We start from the raw sequence: 22416 nt of genomic DNA on the forward strand, positions 1-22416 counted from the left end.
ACATTCATTCCGAATACAGGCATTTCGGAATTGACGTTTCATCCGCGCGAGGGATACAACGGCCAAAACAGGCCGTCCAGTAGAAACACGCGGGGGAGATCATGCCGGAGCCCAGGCTCGATGTCATCACCATCGGGCGCTCGTCGGTGGACCTCTACGGCCAGCAGATCGGCAGCCGGCTCGAAGATATCGGCAGCTTCACCAAGGCCGTCGGCGGCTGCCCCACCAACATCGCGGTCGGCACCGCCCGCCTGGGGCTGAAATCGGCGCTCATCACCCGCGTCGGCGCCGAGCAGATGGGCGGCTTCATCAAGGAACAGCTCGGCCGCGAAGGCGTCGAGACCGCCGGCATCGCCATCGACGCGGAGCGCCTCACCGCCCTCGTGCTCCTCGCCGTCGAGGCCGAGGGCGTCTCGCCCATGATCTTCGTGCGCACCGATTGCGCCGACATGGCGCTGAGCGAAGCCGACATCGATCCCGCCTTCATCGAAAGCGCCGCGGCCATCGTCGTCACGGGCACGCATTTCTCCACCCCCAATGCCGAGGCGGCCCAACTCAAGGCCATCCGCATCGCCAGGGCCGCCGGCCGCAAGGTGGTGTTCGACATCGACTACCGCCCCAATCTCTGGGGCCTCGCCGGCCACGCCGCCGGCTTCGAGCGCTATGTCAGATCCGACTACGTGACCGGCAAGATCAAGCCGATCCTGAGGGATTGCGACCTGATCGTCGGCACCGAGGAAGAAGTGCTCATCGCCGCCGGCGAGAGCGACTTGCTCACTGCCCTCAAGGCCATCCGCGCCGTCTCGGGCGCGACCGTCGTGCTGAAGCGCGGCGCCAGGGGCTGCGTCGTCTATGACGGCGTGATCGGCGACGATCTCGAGCATGGCGTCGTCGGCCAGGGGTTCCCGATCGAGATCTATAACGTGCTCGGCGCCGGCGACGCCTTCATGTCGGGGTTCCTCCGCGGCTGGCTGCGTGGCGAGGATCACGCCACCAGCGCCACCTGGGCCAATGCCTGCGGCGCCTTCGCCGTCTCCCGCCTGCTCTGCGCCCCCGAGTACCCGAGCTGGACCGAGCTCGACCATTTCCTGAAACACGGCAGCAAGCATAGGGCCCTCCGCAAGGACGAAGACCTCAACCACCTGCACTGGGCGACGACCCGCCGCCGGCACTGGCCACGCCTCACCGCCTTCGCCATCGATCATCGGAAGCAGATCGAGGACATCGCCGGCGACAGGGCCGACCGCATCCCCGCCTTCAAGGTCCTCGCCATGCAGGCCGCCGCACAGGTCGCCAATGGCCGACCCGGCTTTGGCATGCTGCTCGACGACAAATGGGGCCGCGACGCCCTGTTCGAAGCACCCAAGGACTTCTGGATCGCGCGGCCGGTGGAACTGCCGGGCTCGATCCCGCTCGAGTTCGAGTTTTCGCAGGATATCGGCAGCCGGCTGATCGAATGGCCGGTCGACCACTGCCTCAAGGTCCTCTGCTTCTGGCACCCGGACGATCCCAAGCAGATCAACAGCCAGCAGCTCGAAAAACTCCGCGCCGCCTACGATGCCTGCCGCAAGGTCGGCCGCGACATCCTCATCGAGATCATCCCCTCCAGGCTCGGCCCGGTCGACGACACGACCACCGCCCGTGCGCTGGGCCAGCTCTACGCCGCCGGCCTCAAGCCCGACTGGTGGAAGCTGGAGTCGCAGCCAAGCACCGCGGCCTGGGAAGCGGTCGACACCGCGATCGAGAACAACGACCCCTTCTGCCGCGGCGTCGTGCTGCTCGGCCTCGACGCCCCGCAGGACGAACTGGCGCGCGGCTTCGCCATCGCCAGAACCGCCCGCACGGTGCGCGGTTTCGCCGTCGGCCGCACCATATTTGGCGAAGCCGCCAAGGCGTGGTTTGCTGGCACCATGACGGACGAACAGGCAGTCGCCGACATGGCTGCAAGGTTCTCGGCGCTGGTCGGAATCTGGGGGGAGTGATGCGGCTCAAACCCCTCACCCGTCCCGGCTTCGCCGGTCCACCCTCTCCCCGACGGGGAGAGGAATACCGACTGCACAGTCGGCGCTCTGTTCTTCTCCCCGTCGGGGAGAAGGTGGCGCGTAGCGCCGGATGAGGGGTTCGCGCCGTAGCGCGTGAGGAGGAATCGCAATGACCGACAAAACCATCCGCCTCACCATGGCGCAGGCGCTGGCGAAGTTCATGACCCGCCAGATGACCGTGATCGACGGCATCGAAGTCCCGATCTTCGGCGGCGTCTTCGCCATCTTCGGCCACGGCAACGTCGCGGGCTTCGGCGAGGCGCTCTATCAGGTGCGCGAGGAACTCCCGACCTATCGCGCCCATAACGAGCAGGGCATGGCGCATGCGGCGATCGCCTTCGCCAAGGCCAGCTTCCGCCGCCGCTTCATGGCCGCGACCTCCTCGATCGGCCCCGGCGCCACCAACATGGTCACCGCCGCGGCGCTGGCGCATGTCAACCGCCTGCCCGTCCTCCTCCTCCCCGGCGACGTCTTCGCCAACCGTGCGCCCGACCCGGTGCTGCAGCAGGTGGAGAGTTTTCAGGACGGCACGGTCAGCGCCAACGACGTCTTCCGTCCGGTCAGCCGCTATTTCGACCGCATCACCCGCCCCGAGCAGATCATCCCGGCGCTCAACCGCGCCATGCAGGTGCTGACCGACCCGGCCGAATGCGGCCCGGTGACCCTCAGCCTCTGCCAGGACGTGCAGGCCGAAGCCTTTGACTACCCCGAGAGCTTCTTCGCCGAACGCATCTGGACCCCGCGCCGCCCGCAGCCGGACACGAACGAGCTCGAACAGGCGTTGGCGGCGATCGTCTCGTCGGAAAAGCCGGTGATCATCGCCGGCGGCGGCGTGCTCTACTCGGAGGCCGCAGGGACGCTGCGGGCCTTCGCCGAAAAGCACGGCGTGCCGGTGATGGAAACCAACGCCGGCAAGTCGAGCCTGCCGCACGACCATCCGCTGAACATGGGATCGGTGGGGGTAACGGGGTCGTCGGCGAGCAACCTGCTCGCCGAACAGGCCGATCTTGTCCTGGCGATCGGCTCGCGGCTGCAGGATTTCACCACCGGCTCGTGGGCACTGTTCAAAGCCGATGGCGTCAAGATCATCGGGCTCAACGCGCAGCCGTTCGATGCGGGCAAGCACCGGGCATTGCCGCTGGTGGCCGATGCGAAGGCCGGGCTCGAGGCAATCGAGCACAAGCTCGGCGACTGGAAGACGGCGGACAGCTGGGTTGCGACGGCCAAGGCGGCAAAGGCCGAGTGGCTGAAGGCGGCCAGGGCCGTGACCGACCCCACCAACGCCCTCCCCTCCGATGCACAGGTCATCGGCGCCGTCGCCCGCGCCCGCGGTTCGGGCGCAACGCTGGTCTGCGCCTCGGGCGGCCTGCCCGGCGAGTTGCACAAGCTGTGGCCGGCCGGCGCGCCGGGCAGCTACCACATGGAATACGGCTACTCGACCATGGGCTACGAGATCGCCGGCGGTCTTGGCGTGAAACTCGCCAAGCCCCATGACGACGTGATCGTCATGCTCGGCGACGGCAGCTACATGATGATGAACTCCGAGATCGCCACCTCGGTGATGCTGGGCAAGAAACTCACCATCGTCGTGCTCGACAACCGCGGCTTCGGCTGCATCAACCGGCTGCAGATGGCCACCGGCGGCGCCAACTTCAACAACCTGCTGAAAGACGCCGTCCACGAGACCCTGCCCGAGATCGACTTCGCCGCACACGCCGCCGCGATGGGCGCCTGGGTGCGCAAGGCCGCCTCGATCGCCGAACTCGAAAGCGCCCTCGCCGAAGCCGAAAAGGTCGAGCGCACCACCGTCCTCGTGATCGACACCGACCCGCTGATCTCCACCGAAGCCGGCGGCCACTGGTGGGACGTCGCGGTGCCCGAAGTAAGCGTCCGACCCTCGGTGAACGCCGCCCGCAAGGAATACGAAGAAGCGCTGAAGGGCCAGCGGCTCTGATCCCCTCATCCGGCGCTACGCGCCACCTTCTCCCCGACGGGGAGAAGAATACCGAAAGACTGGTGGCCACCACTGTTCCTCTCCCCGTCGGGGAGAGGGTGGATCGCGCGTAGCGCGAGACGGGTGAGGGGTCGCGGCACTGATCTTGGAGCGAGTATGCTGAAAGCCAAACTGGGCATGTCCCCCATCGCATGGTGGAACGACGACCTGCCGGAACTCAGCGATGACGTGTCGCTCGAGGAATGCCTCCGCCAGTCCCGCTCGGCCGGCTTCACCGGCATGGAAAAGGGCCGCCGCTTCCCCGACGATCCCGATGTCATGCTGCCGATCCTCAAGGCCGCCGACGTGAACCTCTGCGGCGGCTGGTTCTCGGGCACGCTGGTCGACGAGGACCTTGCGGCCAACAAGGACCGCATCGCCCCCATGATCGAGCTGTTCAAGGCCGTCGATGCCCCCTGCATCGTCTATGGCGAGGTCGGCCGCTCGATCCAGGGCGACCGGACCAGGCCCCTCGCCACCAAGCCAAAGCTCTCGGACGACGAGATGCGGGCCTACGCCAGAAAGCTCACCCAGTTCGGCGAATGGTGCGCCGGGCAAGGCATGCCGCTCAGCTACCACCACCACATGGCCGCCGTGGTCGAGACCGAACCCGAGCTCGATGCCTTCATGCGCCATTCCGGCCCCGGCATCCCGCTGCTGCTCGATGCCGGGCATCTCGCCTTCGCCGGCGGCGACGTGCTGCGCGCCATCGACAATCACCACGCCCGCATCAGCCACGTGCATGTGAAAGACATCCGCCGCGCCGTGGTCGATGGGCTCGATCGCACCCGTCAGAGCTTCCTCGATGCCGTGGCCCTCGGCGCCTTCACCGTGCCCGGTGACGGCTCCCTCGATTTCGCGGCCATCGTCCGGAAGTTCGCCGACTACGGCTACGAAGGCTGGTTTGTAGTGGAAGCCGAGCAGGATCCGAGGAAAAACCCACCTCTCAGGATGGCCCAGGTGGGCTACAAGGAACTGATGCGGGTGATGACTGCGGCCGGTTACACGGTGGAGACGCAGGGTTTCCCCACCCGCTAGAAAGGGAACCGGCGTGTCCGACGAACAGAACAAGAAACCGCGGCTCTTGACCCTGCCCTGGTTCAAGCCCTTCTACCGGCGGGCCATCCTCATCGGGGTGATCGCGATCTGGTGCGGCTGGGAGTGGTTCTACAACCGGGACCAGTTCTGGGGCCTGATCACGCTCGCCGCGCTCGCCTATGCCGTGTGGTCGTTCGGCATCAACTACGACAAGGAACTGAAGAAGTACGAGGATGGCCAACCTAAGAGTTAGGCCCGCGGCTCCGAGCGGGCATGTCCACCACATCACGCCCGGGAATGCCGGCTGGACCTATGTCGGGTTCGACCTGCACCGGCTGCCCAATGCCGGCGACGTAGCGAAGGGCGGGCATTCCGACCGCGAGGCCTGCCTCGTCCTGATCTCGGGCCGCGCCTCGATCGAGGTCGACGGCCTGACCTTCCTCGCCGGCGAGCGCATGAGCCCGTTCGAAGGCCCGCCGCATTCGGTCTATGTCCCGGCCGGCATGAACTGGCGCATCGAGGCGCTGACCCCGCTCGAAGTCGCCGTCTGCACCGCCCCCGGCAAGCCCGGCGCCCGCCCGCCCCGCCTGATCGGGCCCGCCGATGCCGAGCGCCTGACGCGCGGCAAGGGCACCAACACCCGCTACCCCACCAACATCCTGCCCGAGACCGCGGACGCCGATTCCCTCCTCGTCGTCGAGGTCATCACCCCCGGCGGCCACACCTCGAGCTACCCGCCCCACCGGCACGACGAGGACGACCTGCCCCGCCAGAGCTTCCTCGAGGAAACCTACTACCACCGGTTCAGTAAGCCCCAGGGCTTCGGCTTCCAGCGCGTCTACACCGACGACCGCTCGCTCGACGAAACCATGCTGATCGAGGACGGCGACGTCGTCCTCGTTCCCCGCGGCTACCACCCGGTCGCCGCCGTCGCCGGCTACGACATCTACTACCTCAACGTCATGGCCGGCCCGAAACGGACCTGGAAATTCTACAACGCCCCCGAACATGAGTGGATGCTGGGGTAGGCAGCACGCCACGATGCCGAACGCAAACCACCGTCATCCCCGGGCTCGACCCCGGGACCCAGGCGATCCCTCCCAGCGCACGGCGTCCCCCGCAACCCACTCCCCCCGCCGCGCGTTATCGCCGATCCGTGACTTCCGGCTGAGCAAAGCCATGCTCATCCACAGGGGCGGACTTGAGGTTTGTGCAATGCAGGTTCGGCTGCTACCCTCTTCATAGAAAGGTTTTTCGCAACAGCGAAGGGCGGCGACTTGGCGCTTCCTTGAGAATGCCGACTGAACAGGTAGAGTTACGGTAGTTTCTTCACCAGGAGGACATGATGAAGACAACGGCCAGAATTCTTGCGCTTGGCGGCCTTGCCGTAGCGCTCGCCTTCAGCGGCGCGGTGACCGTCCGCGCACAGGACCAGACGCTGCTCAATGTCTCGTATGACCCGACGCGCGAACTCTATGCGCAGTACAACGAGGCCTTCGCCAAGCACTGGAAAGACACCACCGGCGGCAACGTCACCATCGAGCAGAGCCATGGCGGCTCGGGCAAGCAGGCCCAGGCGGTGATCGACGGCCTCGGCGCCGACGTCGTCACGCTGGCGCTCGAAGGCGACATCAACGCCATCGTCACCAAGTCGGGCCTGATCGACGAGAACTGGCGCTCCGCGTTCCCCAACAACTCGACGCCCTACACCTCGACCATCGTGTTCCTCGTCCGTAAGGGCAATCCCAAGGCGATCAATGACTGGGGCGACCTGGTCAAGGACGGCGTCGAGGTGATCACCCCGAACCCCAAGACCTCGGGCGGCGCGCGCTGGAACTACCTCGCGGCCTGGGCCTACGCCAACAAGACCTTCGGCGGCGACGAGGCCAAGAACACCGATTTCATCAAGCAGCTGTTCGCCCACGTGCCGGTGCTCGATACCGGTGCTCGCGGCTCCACCGTGACCTTCGCGCAGAAGGAACTGGGCGACGTGCTGCTGGCCTGGGAGAACGAGGCGTTCCTCGTGCTCGACGAATTCGGCGCCGACAATTTCGACATCGTCTATCCGCCGTCCTCGATCCTCGCCGAGCCGCCGGTGGCGATCGTCACCAAGAACGCGGCGGCGCACGGCACCACCGAGCTGGCCAAGGCCTACCTCGAGTATCTCTACTCGCCGGAGGGCCAGACCATCGCCGCCAAGAACCACTACCGCCCGTCCGACCCCTCGATCGTCACCGACCAGGCGCTGGTCGAAGCCTTCCCAAAGATCGATCTGATCTCTATTGATGATCCGCTTTTCGGCGGCTGGAAGACGGCACAGCCCAAGCACTTCGGGGACGGGGGTATCTTTGACCAGGTCTACACCCCTGCGCAGTGATGCAGCGGCTGGGGCGCCTCGCGGCGCCTCCCGGAACCCATCCCACCCCGCGAAAGCGGGGTGGAGCTTTGTAAAGCCCAGCGTCATCCCGGGCTTCGGGCTGACGTTCGGCTATACCATCCTCTATCTCAGCCTGATCGTCCTGATCCCGATCGCCGGGCTGTTCCTCAAGGCGGCGACCACGCCGCTAGAGCAGATCATCAGGATCGCCACCTCGCCGCGCACCCTCAAGGCGCTTGAGGTGAGCTTCGGCTCGTCGCTGATCGCGGCGCTGGTCAACGTCTTCTTCGGCGTCATCGTCGCCTGGGTGCTGGTGCGCTACAAGTTCCCCGGCCGCCGGCTGCTCGATGCCATCGTCGACCTGCCGTTCGCCCTGCCGACGGCGGTCGCGGGCATCGCGCTCTCGACGCTTTATGCCCCCAAGGGCTGGATCGGCTCGCTGTTCTCCGACAAGGGCCCGCTCTGGCAGTGGTGGCACGCCCAGACCTGGCTGCCGCTGGGGCTGAACGAGTTCTCGCTCAACTTCAAGATCGCCTACACGCCGACCGGCATCGTCATCGCGCTGATTTTCATCGGCCTGCCCTTCGTCGTGCGTACGGTGCAGCCGGTGCTCGAGGAATTCGAGCAGGAGTTGGAAGAGGCCGCCGCGACGCTCGGCGCCAACCGCTGGCAGACCATCACCAGCGTGATCCTGCCGCGCCTCACCCCGGCGCTGCTCACCGGCTTCGCGCTCGCCTTCGCGCGCGCCGTCGGCGAGTACGGCTCGGTGATCTTCATCGCCGGGAACCTGCCGAACATCTCGGAGATCGCCCCGGTGCTCATCGTCATCAAGCTCGAGGAGTTCGATCAGGCGGGTGCGGCGGTCATCGCCGGCATCATGCTGATCATCGCCTTCGTCATGCTGCTGGTCATCAACCTGATCCAGGCCTGGGCGCGCCGGAGGTTCGGCAATGTTTGAGCCAGAAGTCGTCTATGACAGCCGGCGGGTGATCCCCCCCGCCGACCACGCCCGCCCGACCACCGAACGGCCCTGGGTCCGGCGGCTGCTGATCGCCATCGCCATCGCCTTCATGGCGCTGGTCCTCGTGCTGCCGCTGGTCCTCGTGTTCACCGAGGCGTTCCGCAAGGGCGCGGATGCTTACTTCGCCTCGTTCTCCGATCGCCAGTCGCAGCAGGCGATCTACCTGACGCTGCTGGTGGCCGCCATCGCGGTGCCACTCAACCTGGTGTTCGGCGTCGCCGCCGCCTGGTGCGTCGCCAAATACGAGTTCTGGGGCAAGAGCTTCCTCACCACGCTGATCGACCTGCCGTTCTCGGTCTCTCCCGTGGTTTCGGGCATGGTCTACGTGCTGCTGTTCGGGGCGCAGAGCGCGCTCCATCCGCTGCTCAAGGCCTACAATATCGAGATCATCTTCGCGGTGCCGGGCATCGTGCTGGCGACAATCTTCGTCACCTTCCCGTTCATCGCCCGCGAACTGATCCCGCTGATGCAGGACCAGGGCAATACCGACGAGGAAGCAGCCCTTTCGCTGGGCGCAACCGGCTGGCAGACCTTCGCCCGGGTGACGCTCCCCAACATCAAGTGGGGGCTGCTCTACGGGGTGCTGCTCTGCAACGCCCGCGCCATGGGCGAGTTCGGTGCGGTGTCGGTGGTCTCGGGCCATATCCGCGGCAAGACCACGACCATGCCGCTCGACATCGAAATTCTCTACAACGAGTACAACTTCACCGCCGCGTTCGCCGTCGCCTCGCTCCTTGCGTTGCTGGCGCTGGTGACGCTGGTGTTCAAGACCATCCTCGAGTTCCGCTTCGGCGACGAACTCGCCGGCACACGCCGACACTAGGAGCGCGGCCAGGAAAAGTTGCTGACTTTTCCACCTCGGCCGCGCGACAGACCAAGAGACTGAAAGGGCAAAGTTTGGATATTCGTGTCGACACCGTCCGCAAGGAATTCTCGCACTATCCGGCGCTGAATGACGTTTCGCTCGACATCCGTTCGGGCGAACTGATCGCGCTCCTGGGGCCCTCGGGCTCGGGCAAGACGACGTTGCTGCGCCTCATCGCCGGGCTCGAGATGCCGACCGCCGGCCGCATCTACTTCGGCGACGAGGACGCATCGTCGAAGACCGTCCAGGAGCGCAATGTCGGCTTCGTGTTCCAGGCCTATGCGCTGTTCCGGAACATGACCGTCCTCGACAACATCTCGTTTGGCCTCTCGGTCCGCCCGCGCGCCACGCGCCCGCCCAAGGCCGAGATCCGCCGTCGCGCCCTCGAGCTGCTCGACCTCGTGCAGCTCACCGGTCTCGAAAAGCGCTATCCGCAGCAGCTCTCGGGCGGCCAGCGCCAGCGCGTCGCCCTCGCCCGCGCCCTCGCCATCGAGCCGCGCGTGCTGCTGCTCGACGAGCCCTTCGGCGCGCTCGACGCGCAGGTCCGCAAGGAATTGCGCAAGTGGCTGCGCGAGATCCACGATCGCACCGGCCACACCACGGTCTTCGTCACCCACGACCAGGAAGAAGCACTCGAGCTCGCCGACCGTCTGGTGGTGATGAGCCAGGGCAAGATCGAGCAGGTCGGCACGCCCGACGAGGTCTACGACAAGCCCAACGGGCCCTTCGTCTTCTCCTTCATCGGCGAGTCGAGCTCGATGCCGGTCACCGTCGAGAACCACGAGATCTGGGTCGGCGGGCGCGCCATCGGCCTGCCGGCGCCGCACGACGCGATCGGCGAGGCGGTGCTGTTTTTCCGCCCGCATGATGTCGAGCTGGTCGAGGATGGGTCAGGCGCCGCGCTCGCCGGCGTCGTCGCCGCCTCCCGCCGCGTCGGCGGCACGCGCCGCGTCGAACTCGAGGTCGGCGGCAATCCGAACCGCGTCGAAATCGACCTGCCCTTCGACCACCCGGCCGGCGAAAAGACCCGCATCGCCTTCCGCCCCAAACGCTGGCGCGTCTATCCCAAGGGCTAGAAACTACGCTCTGAGCGCGCCCCCATCGTCCCCTCGCCCCTCCTAGGGGACGCAATAGCGTCCCCGGGGGGAGAGGGCTAGGGTGAGGGGCGCCCCCCGACGGAACCCCGCACCGCCGTCGCCAGCCAGATCCCGAGGCTGACCAGCGCCAGCGCGGCAAGGTTCTTCCACTCGAGGAAGGACTCCCCGAGCACCAGCCCCGAAAGCGTGACCCCGAACACCGGGATCAGGCAGTTGAAGATCGCCACCGACCCCACCGGATTGTGCTTGAGCAGCATGGCCCACAGCGCGAACGCCGCCGCCGACAGCGCCGCCAGATAAACGAGCAGCAGCACGGCCTCGAGCCCGAAGGCACCGAGGTGCCCGCCCGTCGCGAGCCCGGCAAGCGTCAGCATCAGCCCGCCCAGCCCGAGCTGCCAGCCCGTCATCACCGTCACGTCGAGATGCCCGCTGACGCGCTTGCCGTAGATGCCGGCCGCCGAAAACAGCAGCGCCGCGATGAGGATGAAACCTTCGCCGAGCAGCGTGAAGCCGAAATCGAGGCCCACGCCGGAGAGATTGACCACCACCACGCCCGCAAAGCCGAGCAGGCATCCGAGCAGGCGCCGCCCCGTCAGCTTGTCATTGGCATAGAGCCAGTGCGCGAGGATGACCGAAAAGAAGGTCGAGGACGACGTGGTGATCGACACCTTCACCCCGGTCGAATGGGCCAGCCCGACATAGTAGAACAGATACTGCCCGGCCGTGGAAACGAGCCCGAGCAGGGATACCTCGCCAAGCGTCCGCGGCGTCAGCCCGACCGGCTTCCCTGTCAGCGCCGCATAGGCGAGCAGCAGCGCCCCCGCGAGCGTGAAGCGCACGCCCGCAAACAGCAGCAGTGACGGCGTGTCCGACGGCGCGATGGCGAGGAGCCCATAGCCAAGCTTGAGCGCAGGAACGGCGCTCCCCCACAGGAAGCAGCAGAAAATCGCGACGAGGAGAACGACGCGGCGGTCGGAGAAGGCGGAAGGCTGGGTCACGCCGCCTTGTGGGCGATTTCATTCAGCGGGGCAAGCTGGCGAGTACCGGCGCACCGTGGAAGCTGCGGCCCCATGCCCGGCACCGATCTGGCCACCATTTCACCGTCATCCGCGGCCTTGACCCGCGGACCCACGCAGGCCTTTCGGCTGCTGAAAGCTCGCCCCTACGCCGCCTTCCCAAACTCCTCCCGCGCCTCGCGGATGGCCCCGTGGTTCTCCTCGGTCCAGGCGACGAGCGCGCTCAGCGGCGCGAGGAAGCTCTTGCCCAAGGGGCTCAGGCGATATTCCACGCTCGGCGGCGTGGTCGGAAACACCTCGCGCTCGATCAGCCCGTCGGCCTGCAGGTCGCGCAGCGTCTGGGTCAGCATGCGCTGGCTGATATCGACGATCTCGCGCTTCAGTTCGCCGAACCGGTGCGGCTTGGCGGCGAGCGCGATGATGATCAGGACGCTCCACTTGTCGGCCAGCTGGTCGAGCACGTCGCGCACCGCGCAGTTCTGCAGCGCCGGATAGCGCTGACGCCACCGCTGCAGCCCGTGCACGAGATGGGTCGCCGGATCGCCGCTCATGGGGTGGTTCTCTCCAGGTAACTACCGGCGGTAAAACTGCCGTCTTGCGCCATCAGGGTGGTTCTCTCCATATACCTACTCTCAAAAAGAGACAAGGCGGCGCTCCCTCGCCGCCCGACCACGGAGACTCCAGATGACCCAACCCACCCTGTTCGTCGCCGGTGCCGGCGGCAAGCTCGGCCGCCGCGTCGTCGAGCTGCTGCGAGAACGCGGCTATCCCGGCAAGATCATCGCCGGCTCGCGCCACCCCGAGAAGCTGGACTTCCCCGGCGTCGAAACCCGCAAGGCCGATTTCTCCGATCCCGCCGGTTTCACCGACGCACTCGCCGGCGTCGACCGCGTCCTCATCATCTCGACCGATGTCATCGGCGAAGCGCGCATCAGGCTGCACACCGACGCGGTCGCGGCTGCCAGGGCCGCGGGCGTCAAGCGCATCCTCTACACGTCCCTGCCCCACCCGGAGCCCGGCAGCATCATCCCGATGGCCGCCGACCACTACGCCACCGAGCAGGCCATCAAGGCGACCGGCATCGACTACACGATCCTGCGCAACAGCTGGTACACCGAGGGCCTCCTCGGCTCGCTCCCCGCGGCAATCGCCAGCGGCAAGTGGTACACGGCGGCGGGCGAGGGCCTCATCTCGCACGTCTCCCGCGAGGACACCGCCAAGGCCGCCGCCGGGGCGCTGATCGCCGATGCCCCCGGCAGCCGCGTCTTCACCATCACTGGCCCCGAGGCGCTGACCGTGCGCGAACTCGCCGCCATCGCATCCGAGGTAACCGGCAAGCCGATCGAAGTGGTCGACGTCTCCGACGAGCAATACGCCGCGGGCCTCCAGCAAGCTGGCTTCTCCGCCGACCTCGCCGCCCTCTTGACCACCTTCGAAATCGGCCACCGTCGCGGCCTGCTCAGCATGGTCACCGACGCAGTCGAGGAACTCTGGGGCGAAAAGCCAACGACGGTGCGCGAATTCCTCACCGCCAACAGGGCCGCGCTGACCCCGGCCGCGTAGCCGCTGCCGAGCTCCCCTCCCCCCTGAGGGGAGGGGCTGGGGGAGGGGGTCCATCAGTGACCCACCGCACCACCCCCACCCTCATTCCCCCGCAAGGGGGAGGGAAAACTCTCACATTAGTTCCGGAGCCAGTGGGACGAAGGCGTGCGAGCGCAAGTCACCTCCCCCCTTGCGGGGGAGGGACAGGGTGGGGGGTACTCTTCCCGCACCAATCTCTCAGTCGTTTCGAACCTCAGGCCGCCTTGGGTCCTCGGCGATGCGCAGGATTGGCGTTCGGCAGGCGCACGACTACCCGAAAACCACCGTCTTCCGTCCGTTCAGCATCACCCGGTTCTCGAGGTGGAGCTTTACCGCGCGGGCCAGCACCCGGCTCTCGATATCCCGCCCGGCGGCCACGAGGTCGTCCGGGCTCATCGCGTGCGTCACCCGCGCCGTCTCCTGCTCGATGATCGGGCCCTCGTCGAGTTCCGGCGTGACGTAATGCGCCGTGGCGCCGATCAGCTTCACCCCACGCTCATGCGCCTGGTGATAGGGCTTGGCGCCCTTGAAGCTGGGCAGGAACGAGTGGTGGATGTTGATGATCTGCCCGTAGAGCCGCGTCGCGAACCGGTCCGAGAGGATCTGCATGTAGCGCGCCAGCACCACGAGATCGGCGCCCGTTTCCTTGAACAGCGCGATGACCTGCTCCTCCTGGGCCTCCTTGTTGTCCTTGCCGACAGGCAGCACGTGGTAGGCGATGCCCTCGTAGTCGGCAGTGCGGCGGCTGTCCTCGTGGTTCGAGACGATCGCCACGACCTCGGCATCGAGCCAGCCGACGCGGATCTGGTAGAGCAGGTGCAGCAGCGTGTGGTCGAACTTCGAAACCATCACGAGGATCTTCTTCTTCTTGGCCCGGTCGACCAGCGTCGTCCGCATGCCGAAGCGCTCGACTGCCGGCTTCAGCCCGCGCTCCACCGCGTCGCGATCCACCCCCTCGGGCGCCGTGAAGGCGAGCCGCATGAAGAACTGCCCGGTCTCGCGATCCCAGAACTGGTTGGATTCCGCGATGTTGCAACCGAGGCCCGCCAGTTCCGTCGTCACCGCGGCTACGATCCCCGGCCGGTCGGCGCAGGAGAGGGTGAGGATGAAATTGGCAGGCATTTGAAGCTCCAAACGAAAGTGGCGGGAGCGATGCACGCGGCCGGGCACGGGGTCAAGGGGAAGGTGCGCCGCAGGGCTGCGGGCAGCGCCCGCGTGCTGGCCTCCCCTCAGCCGGCGCGTCGCGCCACCCTCTCCCTCAGGGGGTGAAGGGAGACCCGACTGAAATGTCGAGAGGTGGCCTTCTCCCCTTGTGGGAGAAGGTGCCCGAAGGGCGGATGAGGGGTAGCCCCCCGCGCCAGCCTTGACCGCTAAGCCAGCACGTCCTGCGCCACCACCGCATCGGCCAGCGTCGTCCGGTCCAGCACCTCGCGCGTCGCGATGGTCACGCGCGCAAACACATGCCGGATTTCGCAGGTGGCCTCGTCGGCACAGTCGACGCAACGGCGATAGGCGATCTTGGACAGGCACGGCAGCGGCGCGATCGGCCCGTCGATCAGCCGCAGCACCTCGCCGAACGTGACCTCGTCGGGCGAGCGCAGCAGCACATAGCCGCCCAGCCGGCCGCGACGGCTCATCACGATGCCCGCGCGCTTGARCTCGAGCAGGATCTGCTCGAGGAACTTCTTGGGGATGGCCTGTCCGCGCGAGATTTCCGAGATCATCACGGACTCGCCTGGCGGCACCTTGGTAAGCGCCACCAGCGCCCGCAGCGCATATTTGGCCTTTTGCGAAATCATCGCCTGGCTTCCGGCAGTCCCAAACTCGACCGCAGGGCTAGGATATAGGAAAGCGAGCGTGAAGAAAGCCTTGCCTTTGGGCTAAGCCTTCTCCTCTTCGGCCAGCGGCGGCGGGATTTCGGGGTTGAATCCGCGGGGGGACGCCTCCCCATGGCTGAACGGACTGCCCGGCGTGGTCGCCGGCCTCAGCTGCCGCCGCTCCGGATTGATCACCGGCTCGGGCACCACCACGACCGGTTCCGGCGCCGGCTCGGCCGGCACGCCGTCCAGCGCCTCGAGATCGGCGATCTCCTCGGCCTCCGCCACGCTCTCCTCGGGCACGTCCAGCTGCTCTACCGCGGCAGCGGCGGCCGCATCGGGCTCCTCGCCATAGGCGGGAACTACGGCCGGCGGCTCGGCCGGTCCGGCGTCGGGATGCTGGACGCGTGCCTGCGCCGCCTCGATCGCCTCGGCCAGGAGATTCGGATCGGCGCGAAGCTTGGGTCCGCTGGCCGCGCCGAGCGGACCGAGCACGGCCTCGACCGCGTCTGCGGCCGTGATCTCGGCCACCGCCTTGCTGTCGCGGTTGATGATGTCGACCATGCCGAGGCCGATCTCGCGCTCGCCGAGGATCACCACGTCGGCGCCCAGCCCCTTGAGGTGACCCTCTTCTTCGTCGGAATGGGCCCTGGCGACGATCAGCACCTTGGGATTCTGCTTGCGCGCCTGCTCGGTCGCCTGCCCCGCCTCGAAGGCATTGGGAATGGCGATGATGACGTTTGAAGCCCCGGCAACATTGGCAAGCGCCAGCACCCGGCTCGCCGCGGCATTGCCCGGCACGACCTCGATGCCCATGGCACGCGCCGCAGCGGCCCGCCCCTCGGAATCCTCGACCACGAGGAACGGCGTCTTCGATTCGAGCAGCGCCTGCCCCACCACCGTGCCGACCCGGCCGAAGCCGACGACGATCACGTGGCCCGACTTGGCCGTCGGTGCCGGCGCGGCTTCGGGCTCTTCCGCCGCCTCGGCCGGGCCCGCCACGGCGCTGGCCGTGAGATCGGGCTCGACCCGAACGCCGGCGGGGGCCATGGCCGGCTCGGCCGGGCGGCCGAAGCGGCTCTCCAGCCAGGGCCTCAGCGCATCGACGGCGAGGAAGATCACCGGGTTGAGGATGATCGAGATGATGGCGCCGGCAAGGATCAGGTCGCGCCCTTCCTCGGGCAGGATCCCGAGGTCGACCCCGAGGGCGGCGAGGATGAACGAGAACTCGCCGATCTGGGCCAGCGAGGCCGAAACGATCAGCGCCGTGCCGATCGGCTTGCGGAACGCCATCACGATGATGAAGGCGAGCACCGACTTGCCGATGAGGATGATGAACACCGTCGCCAGCACCGGCAGCGGATCGTGCAGGAGGATCGCCGGGTCGAACAGCATGCCCACGGCGACGAAGAACAGCACCGCGAACGCATCGCGCAGCGGCAGGCTTTCCTGCGCCGCCCGGTGGCTGAGCTCGCTCTCGGAGAGGATCATGCCGGCAAAGAAGGCGCCGAGCGCCAGCGACACGCCGAACAGGTAGGCCGCGCCGGCAGCGACGCCCAGCGCTATGGCCAGCACGGCGAGGCGGAAGAGTTCGCGGCTGCCGGTATGGGCCGTGTAGTGCAGCACCATGGGAATGAGCCGCCGGCCGACGACCAGCATGAAGCCGACAAAGGCCGCGAGCTTGACGAGGGTGACACCGAGCACGCCGACAAGGCCCAGGTCGGCCCCCGCGATGCGCTCGACGAAATCGACGAACGGATCATGCGACTGCGCCGCCGCGATCCCCGAGATCGAGGCGATCGCCGGAATGAGCACCAGCGCCAGCACCATGGCGAGGTCTTCGACGATCAGCCAGCCGACCGCGATGCGGCCCTTCTCGCTGTCGATCATGTGGCGGTCTTCGAGCGCCTTGAGCAGCACCACCGTCGAGGCGACCGACAGCGCGAGGCCGAAGATCAGGCCGCCGCCGAGGCTCCAGCCCAGGAGCGTCGCGAGCCCCAGCCCCATGATCGTCGCGCCGCCGATCTGGACGATGGCGCCCGGCACGGCGAGCGCGCGCACGCTCAGCAGGTCCTTGAGCGAGAAGTGGAGGCCCACCCCGAACATGAGCAGGATCACGCCGATCTCGCTGAGCTCGGTCGCGAGCTCCGTATCGCCCACGAAACCGGGCGTATTGGGCCCGACCAGCACGCCGGCGATGAGGTAGCCGACGAGCGGCGGCAGCCGGAGACGATTGGCGACCGCACCGAGAACGAAGGCCAGCACAAGTCCCGCGACGATCGTCGAGATCAGTGGCGAACTGTGCGGCATTAGCGGTCCTCCGGCGGGGATCTAACCTGAAGATTCGTTGAAAGATGAGTGGATAGGACGATGCGGCAATAACCCATCGTCCGCAACCGATGAAGGGCGGAAAACTGCGGCGAAATCATGGGAATGCGCGGTTTTCGTCACGACTTTCGCCACTGGCGGGAGCCTCGCGCGTCATCATCACCTTGATCTCGCCCATGGCCGGCGCCGCCCCGATCACCCCGGGCACGTCCTCGAGCCCGATCGTGCGCGTGATCAGCCGGTCGAGCGACAGCGCGCCCGCCGAGATGAGCGCCGCCGCCCGCTGATGCGTCCGCGGGTTGAGCCAAGCACTTTCGAGCCGCAGCTCCCGCGTCAGCAGCTCGAACGGCGAGATCTGCACCCGGTCGTCCTGCGGCACGACGCCGAACAGCACCACCGTACCGCCCCGCCGCGCCAGCCGGATCGCCTGCGTCACCGTCTCGGGCACCCCGGCGCATTCGAACACCACGTCGGCGCCCCCCGGCAGCGCCGCAAGGATTTCGGTGTCGGTGTGCCCCCGGCCCGCCTCGATGGCGTGGCTCGCGCCCAGCGCCAGGGCGAGCTCGCGCCGCGGCGCCTGCCGTGTCGCAACGACCACGGAGCCGGCCCCGGCTTGCCGCGCCAGCTCCAGCATCAGCAGCCCGATCACCCCACCGCCGAGAATCAGCACCGAGCCGCCCGGCGGAATGCGCGCCACGTCGATGGCGTGGAGGCAGCACGAAACCGGCTCGCAGAACGCTCCGTGACGCGGATCGAGGCCGGCCGGCAGCACCGCCGCCTGCCCCTCGGGGACCAGCACATATTCGGCAAACCCGCCGTCGCGCATCACCCCGATCGGGCTCAGCGCCACGCACAGGTTCGGCCGCCCGGCCCGACAGGCCTCGCACACCCCGCACGCGATATTGGGATCGCCGCTGACCCGGTCCCCGACCCGGACGCCCGCCACCTCCGCCCCCACGGCCTCGACGCGCCCGCAGAACTCATGCCCGAGCGTCACGGGCTTCGCGGTCGGGTACTCGCCGCGAAACATGTGCCGGTCGGACCCGCAGATGCCGCAGGCCTCGACCCGCACCAGCAGGTCACGCGCCCCGGGCACAGGCCGCGCCACCTCCTCGACCACCATCTGTCCCGGTGCATGCAATCGCGCCGCGCGCATCCGCCCTCTCCCTCTGCTCCCCTCCCCCGTGAGGGGAGGGGCCGGGGGCGGGGGTCCATCGGTGAGCCACCGCGCCACCCCACCTTCAGATGCCCCTCAGGTGATCAGCCGGTCGATCTTTTCGGCCAGCGCGATGTCCTTGGCCGTCAGCCCCCCGGCCGAATGCGTGCACAGCGTGATCGTCACCTTGTTGTAGGTGTTGGACCAGTCCGGGTGGTGATCCATCTTCTCGGCCGCGAGCGCCACGCGCGTCATGAACGAGAAGGCGTCCGGGAAGGACTTGAACTTGAAATCGTGGCTGATGGCGTCGGCCGCCGGATCGTAGATCCAGCCGTTAAGCCTCCGAAGTGCGGCTTCACGCTGGGCGGGGTCGAGCTTGTCTGCCATTACGATTTCCTCTGCTGCAATGGATCGCAGTCTCCGCAGGCAAAACGCCCGATTGGTGGCAACCGGTTGCGCGGCCGCAAAAATCCCGCATTCTGGCGGCAAGGACACCGTTCCGTTCCACATGCCGGAACAATAGCGGCGGGATCGGGCGCACAGCCTACCAACCGTAAACCATTCGGCGCGAATAGCCCGCATAACCTGGGGTCGGCGAACCGATTTCCCACCTCGAAAGCAGGCATTAACGCCTCCCCCCGCAAGATCATCACGCCTTGGTGAGGTCAATGTTCGAGCCCGCGCATAAGTCATTGCCGCCTGTCGACTACGTGTCGATGATCCGGTCGCTGTACGCTGACCGGCGCGTCATGATTCTTGGCGCGCTGTCGTCGGGTCTGGTCGCCGCCGTCGCCGGCGTGGAATCCGGTTCCTGGGTGCTGCTCGCCGTCGCCCTCGGTTTCATCCTCGTCGGCATTGCGCGCGATTTCGACATGCGCGCCTTCGAGCACGCGCAGCTCGACGACGACGACGTCGCCACCGCCATGAAGTGGGAGCGGCGCTCGACCATCGGCGCCGCCGCCATCGCGGTCCTCTATGCCTTCTGGATGAGCTACAGCTTCCTCGTGGTGAACACCGCGTTCGCCGAGCTGAGCTCGCTCTCGGTCACCGTTTCGGTGCTCGTCGGCGTCGCCGGCCGCAACTTCGCCATCGACCGGCTGGTGACCACGCAGGTCGCCATCATGAGCGTCGGCATGGCCGTGGGCATGCTGTTCGACGGCGCCTTCCACACCGCCATGCTGAGCGTGGTGCTGATCGCCTTCGTCTTCTCGCTGCGCAAGGTCTCGGCCAACATCCGCGCCATCCTCCTGCGCGCCGTGCACGGCCGCATCGAGGCGACCCGCCTCGCCTCCGAGCTCGATACCGCGCTCGAGACCATGCAGCACGGCCTCTGCATGCTGGACGAGCATGGCCTCATCGCCGTCGCCAACGACCGGGCCGAACTGGTCTTTGCCAGCTTCATGCCCGGCAACTGGGCCGGCCGTCCCTTCGCTGCCATGATCGCCGCCGCTGCCCAGCGCGGCACCATCCCGCAGCGTTCCGCCAGCCAGCTCATGGACACCGTCAATGGCGGCGATGGCGGCAAGGTCGTGCTCAAGCTCGCCGACGGCCAGTTCTGCGAAGTCACGGTGTCGTCGCGCCTCGACAAGACCGTGCTGCTCTTCGAAGACATCACCGAGCGCGTGAAGGCCGAAGAGCGCATCAACTACATGGCCCACTACGATACGCTCACGGGCCTGCCCAACCGCGCCTATTTCACCGAGCAGGTCGAGGCCGACCTCGCCCGCCGGCGCCGCAGCCGCAACGGCAAGCTCGCCAACGACACGGCCATGCTGATGATCGTCGACATCGACGACTTCAAGCATGTCAACGACACCATGGGTCACCTCATCGGCGACCGCGTGCTGATCGAGACCAGCGAGCGCCTGACGCGCGTGCTCGGCAAGGATAGCCTCGTCGCCCGCCTCGGCGGCGACGAGTACGTGGTCTATCGCTCGGGCGGCGTCGCGCTGTCCGAAACCGTGACCGACCCCGAGGCCATCCTCGGCGGCTTCCGCGGTCCGTTCGAAGTCGATGGCGAGGTCTTTGCCGTCAACGTGTCGGTCGGCGTCGTCACCGTCACCGACAGCGACGAGGATCTCGACGGGCTGATGACCAAGGCCGACCTTGCGCTCTACAAGGCCAAGGCGCTCGGCAAGGGCCGCAGCCAGGTGTTCCACGACGAGATGGACACCGACTACCGCTACCGCCAGCGGCTCAAGGCCGAACTCAAGGAAGCCGTGGCCACCGGCGGCCTGTCGCTGGTCTTCCAGCCCATCGTCGACCTGCAGACCCGCCGCGTGGTGAGCTGCGAGGCGCTGGCCCGCTGGCACCATCCGGAACTGGGCGCCATCCCGCCCTCGCTCTTCATTCCCATCGCCGAGGAAACCGGCATCATCTCCGAGATCAGCCGCTGGGTGCTGGCCACGGCCTCCGCCGAGTGCCGCAACTGGCCCGAGGAGGTCTCGGTCTCGGTCAACATTTCGGCCCGCGACTTCCGCAACGCCGACGTCGCCGCCATGGTCAAGGGCGCCCTCTCCTCCTCCGGCCTCGCGCCCGACCGGCTCGAGATCGAGGTTACCGAGACCGCCCTGATCGAGGAGCGCACCGCCGCCACCAAGATCCTGCAGAAGCTCGCGCGCCAGGGCATCGGCATCGCGCTCGACGACTTCGGCACCGGCTATTCCTCGCTCAGTTACCTGCAGGCCCTGCCCTTCACCAAGCTGAAGATCGACCGGTCCTTCGTCATGGACATCGTCGATAACCCGCGCTCGCTTAAGCTCCTCTCCAACGTCGCCCAGCTCGGCAAGGACATCAACCTGACCGTCACGGCCGAGGGTGTCGAGACCGAGGAGCAGCTCAACCTGATCGCCGAGCACAGCAAGGTCGACCAGATCCAGGGCTACCTGTTCGGCGTGCCGCTGCCCCGCCGCGAGGTCGCCGAGCTGATCGACCGCATGGCCGCACGCTCGCCGGTCGCGTTGCTGGCCGTTGGTACGGAATCTCGCAAACGTGGTTAATTTGGCCTAAACGCTTCCGGCACCTACGGATTTAGACGTAGCCGCGCGTTGGCGTCTTCACTATGCACGCTCCGCGCCTGTGCCCTGCACACTTGGTGATTTTATTATAGCTAACGAAAGGTTAAGCTTCCGCGGAAAGTTGCGGAGTTATTCATGCGTTCAGACGGTGAGGCTTCGGCGGCCACGTCAGCTGCCCCGGTGTCACGTTTTGCCGGTACGCTCATGGATATTTTGGATCGGGTAGAATATTCGCGCGTCCGCATGGATGTCGCGGACAATCCGATCTATCGCCTGCGCTACGAAGCTTATCGGCGCGAAGAATCGGTGCCGTTCAATGATGCCGGCATAGTCGTCGACGACCTCGATACTGCTCCCAACGGCATGAGCTTCGGCGTCTACATCGACGGAGAGCTGGTGAGCTCGATACGTCTGCATCACGTTAGTGCCAAGTACCCCTTCGGGCCCAGCATGAAAAGCTGTCCCGATGTTCTGCAGCCGCTGCTCGACAAGGGCGAAACCTTCATCGATCCTTCGCGCTTCACCGCCGATTACGAAGCGTCACTTGCCTATCCCGCCCTGCCCTTCCTGACCCTCAGGATCGCGGTAATGGGCTCGATCTTCTTCAAGGCCGACGCCTGCCTCGCGCTGGTGCGCCCCGAGCACACCGCGTTCTATCGCCGCGTCTTCGGCTCCGAGGAAATGTCGGATGTGCGCGTCTACCCCGGCCTCACCTTCCCGGTGACCCTGTTCGGCGCCTACGTGAACACCAAGCTGCCGGGAACGCTCCGGCGCTATCCCTTCTTCATGTCGACCGAGGAAGAGCGCGAGAAGCTCTTTGCCCGCGCCATGGACGAGCATTTCGAGGCGCCCCAGCGCGCCAGCTCCCGCCTCGCCTACGAGCGCGCCCTGCTCGAACAGCAGTTCGGCACCCAGATCGCCGCCGAGTAGGGACAACGTGACCATAAAATGAAAGCGCCGGCAGTTCTGCCGGCGCTTTTTGCATCCCTGGTGCTCCGGATCCATCGCGCCAGCTGTATCCTCCCCCGTTCACGGGGGAGGGGGACCGCCGAAGGCGGTGGAGGGGGC

At 66.9% G+C, this 22416-nt stretch carries 18 protein-coding genes and 1 pseudogene; 12 read left to right on the forward strand and 7 right to left on the reverse strand.

Features of this window, described 5'->3' with window-relative positions; genetic code table 11:
• Positions 1 to 101: 101 nt before the first annotated feature.
• The 9 genes from PRN20_RS00465 (at position 102) to PRN20_RS00505 (ending at position 10412) form a co-directional block, all read left to right on the forward strand.
• Positions 102 to 1982: a bifunctional 5-dehydro-2-deoxygluconokinase/5-dehydro-2-deoxyphosphogluconate aldolase gene (locus PRN20_RS00465; protein WP_273954943.1), complete on the forward strand. Its 1881-nt coding sequence runs from the start codon at positions 102 to 104 to the stop codon at positions 1980 to 1982.
• Between the two features lie 169 nt (positions 1983 to 2151).
• Positions 2152 to 3996: a 3D-(3,5/4)-trihydroxycyclohexane-1,2-dione acylhydrolase (decyclizing) gene (iolD, locus tag PRN20_RS00470; protein ID WP_273954944.1), complete on the forward strand. Its 1845-nt coding sequence runs from the start codon at positions 2152 to 2154 to the stop codon at positions 3994 to 3996.
• Between the two features lie 159 nt (positions 3997 to 4155).
• A complete protein-coding gene (iolE, locus tag PRN20_RS00475; RefSeq protein ID WP_273956746.1) occupies positions 4156 to 5073 on the forward strand; it encodes a myo-inosose-2 dehydratase in 918 nt (305 codons plus the stop codon).
• A gap of 13 nt (positions 5074 to 5086) precedes the next feature.
• On the forward strand, positions 5087 to 5326 hold the full coding sequence (locus tag PRN20_RS00480) for a hypothetical protein (protein ID WP_273954945.1): 240 nt from the start codon (positions 5087 to 5089) through the stop codon (positions 5324 to 5326).
• On the forward strand, positions 5307 to 6101 hold the full coding sequence (iolB, locus tag PRN20_RS00485; RefSeq protein WP_273954946.1) for a 5-deoxy-glucuronate isomerase: 795 nt from the start codon (positions 5307 to 5309) through the stop codon (positions 6099 to 6101). The genes PRN20_RS00480 and iolB overlap by 20 nt, the downstream gene beginning before the upstream one ends.
• 314 nt (positions 6102 to 6415) lie before the next feature.
• Positions 6416 to 7450 (forward strand): sulfate ABC transporter substrate-binding protein, encoded by a 1035-nt coding sequence (locus PRN20_RS00490; RefSeq protein WP_273954947.1) that lies wholly within the window; start codon positions 6416 to 6418, stop codon positions 7448 to 7450.
• Between the two features lie 85 nt (positions 7451 to 7535).
• A complete protein-coding gene (cysT, locus tag PRN20_RS00495; protein WP_273956747.1) occupies positions 7536 to 8408 on the forward strand; it encodes a sulfate ABC transporter permease subunit CysT in 873 nt (290 codons plus the stop codon).
• Positions 8401 to 9294, forward strand: coding sequence for a sulfate ABC transporter permease subunit CysW (gene cysW, locus PRN20_RS00500; protein ID WP_273954949.1), 894 nt, complete (start codon positions 8401 to 8403; stop codon positions 9292 to 9294). The genes cysT and cysW overlap by 8 nt, the downstream gene beginning before the upstream one ends.
• A gap of 74 nt (positions 9295 to 9368) precedes the next feature.
• Entirely contained in the window at positions 9369 to 10412 is a 1044-nt protein-coding gene (locus PRN20_RS00505) for a sulfate/molybdate ABC transporter ATP-binding protein (protein WP_273954950.1), read from the forward strand.
• Positions 10413 to 10489: 77 nt separating this feature from the next.
• Here PRN20_RS00505 and PRN20_RS00510 read toward each other — a convergent pair whose 3' ends face one another.
• Together PRN20_RS00510 and PRN20_RS00515 are read right to left on the reverse strand one after the other, a co-directional pair.
• Entirely contained in the window at positions 10490 to 11431 is a 942-nt protein-coding gene (locus tag PRN20_RS00510) for a DMT family transporter (protein ID WP_273954952.1), read from the reverse strand.
• Positions 11432 to 11595: 164 nt separating this feature from the next.
• Complete coding sequence (locus PRN20_RS00515; RefSeq protein WP_273954953.1) at positions 11596 to 12000, reverse strand: winged helix-turn-helix transcriptional regulator; 405 nt, start codon at positions 11998 to 12000, stop codon at positions 11596 to 11598.
• A gap of 133 nt (positions 12001 to 12133) precedes the next feature.
• Between PRN20_RS00515 and PRN20_RS00520 the strand changes: the two genes are divergently transcribed.
• A complete protein-coding gene (locus PRN20_RS00520) occupies positions 12134 to 13012 on the forward strand; it encodes an SDR family oxidoreductase (protein ID WP_273954956.1) in 879 nt (292 codons plus the stop codon).
• Positions 13013 to 13300: 288 nt separating this feature from the next.
• Here PRN20_RS00520 and purU read toward each other — a convergent pair whose 3' ends face one another.
• From purU to PRN20_RS00545, 5 genes and pseudogenes are all read right to left on the reverse strand, one after another.
• A complete protein-coding gene (purU, locus tag PRN20_RS00525; protein WP_273954958.1) occupies positions 13301 to 14152 on the reverse strand; it encodes a formyltetrahydrofolate deformylase in 852 nt (283 codons plus the stop codon).
• 248 nt (positions 14153 to 14400) lie between these two features.
• Complete coding sequence (locus tag PRN20_RS00530; protein ID WP_273954959.1) at positions 14401 to 14829, reverse strand: RrF2 family transcriptional regulator; 429 nt, start codon at positions 14827 to 14829, stop codon at positions 14401 to 14403.
• Between the two features lie 573 nt (positions 14830 to 15402).
• Positions 15403 to 17157, reverse strand: a pseudogene (locus tag PRN20_RS00535) (cation:proton antiporter domain-containing protein); the annotation flags it as partial.
• A 115-nt stretch (positions 17158 to 17272) separates the two neighbouring features.
• Entirely contained in the window at positions 17273 to 18331 is a 1059-nt protein-coding gene (locus PRN20_RS00540; RefSeq protein ID WP_273954960.1) for a zinc-dependent alcohol dehydrogenase family protein, read from the reverse strand.
• A gap of 96 nt (positions 18332 to 18427) precedes the next feature.
• Complete coding sequence (locus PRN20_RS00545) at positions 18428 to 18718, reverse strand: 4a-hydroxytetrahydrobiopterin dehydratase (protein WP_273954962.1); 291 nt, start codon at positions 18716 to 18718, stop codon at positions 18428 to 18430.
• A gap of 281 nt (positions 18719 to 18999) precedes the next feature.
• Between PRN20_RS00545 and PRN20_RS00550 the strand changes: the two genes are divergently transcribed.
• The gene (locus tag PRN20_RS00550) at positions 19000 to 21330 is read left to right on the forward strand and encodes a putative bifunctional diguanylate cyclase/phosphodiesterase (protein WP_273954964.1); all 2331 of its coding nucleotides are present in this window, start codon (positions 19000 to 19002) and stop codon (positions 21328 to 21330) included.
• Between the two features lie 153 nt (positions 21331 to 21483).
• Positions 21484 to 22278, forward strand: coding sequence for an N-acyl amino acid synthase FeeM domain-containing protein (locus PRN20_RS00555; RefSeq protein ID WP_273954965.1), 795 nt, complete (start codon positions 21484 to 21486; stop codon positions 22276 to 22278).
• Positions 22279 to 22416: the final 138 nt, after the last annotated feature.

The sequence above is a fragment of the Devosia sp. ZB163 genome (assembly GCF_028613635.1).
Taxonomy (GTDB): Bacteria; Pseudomonadota; Alphaproteobacteria; order Rhizobiales; family Devosiaceae; genus Devosia_A.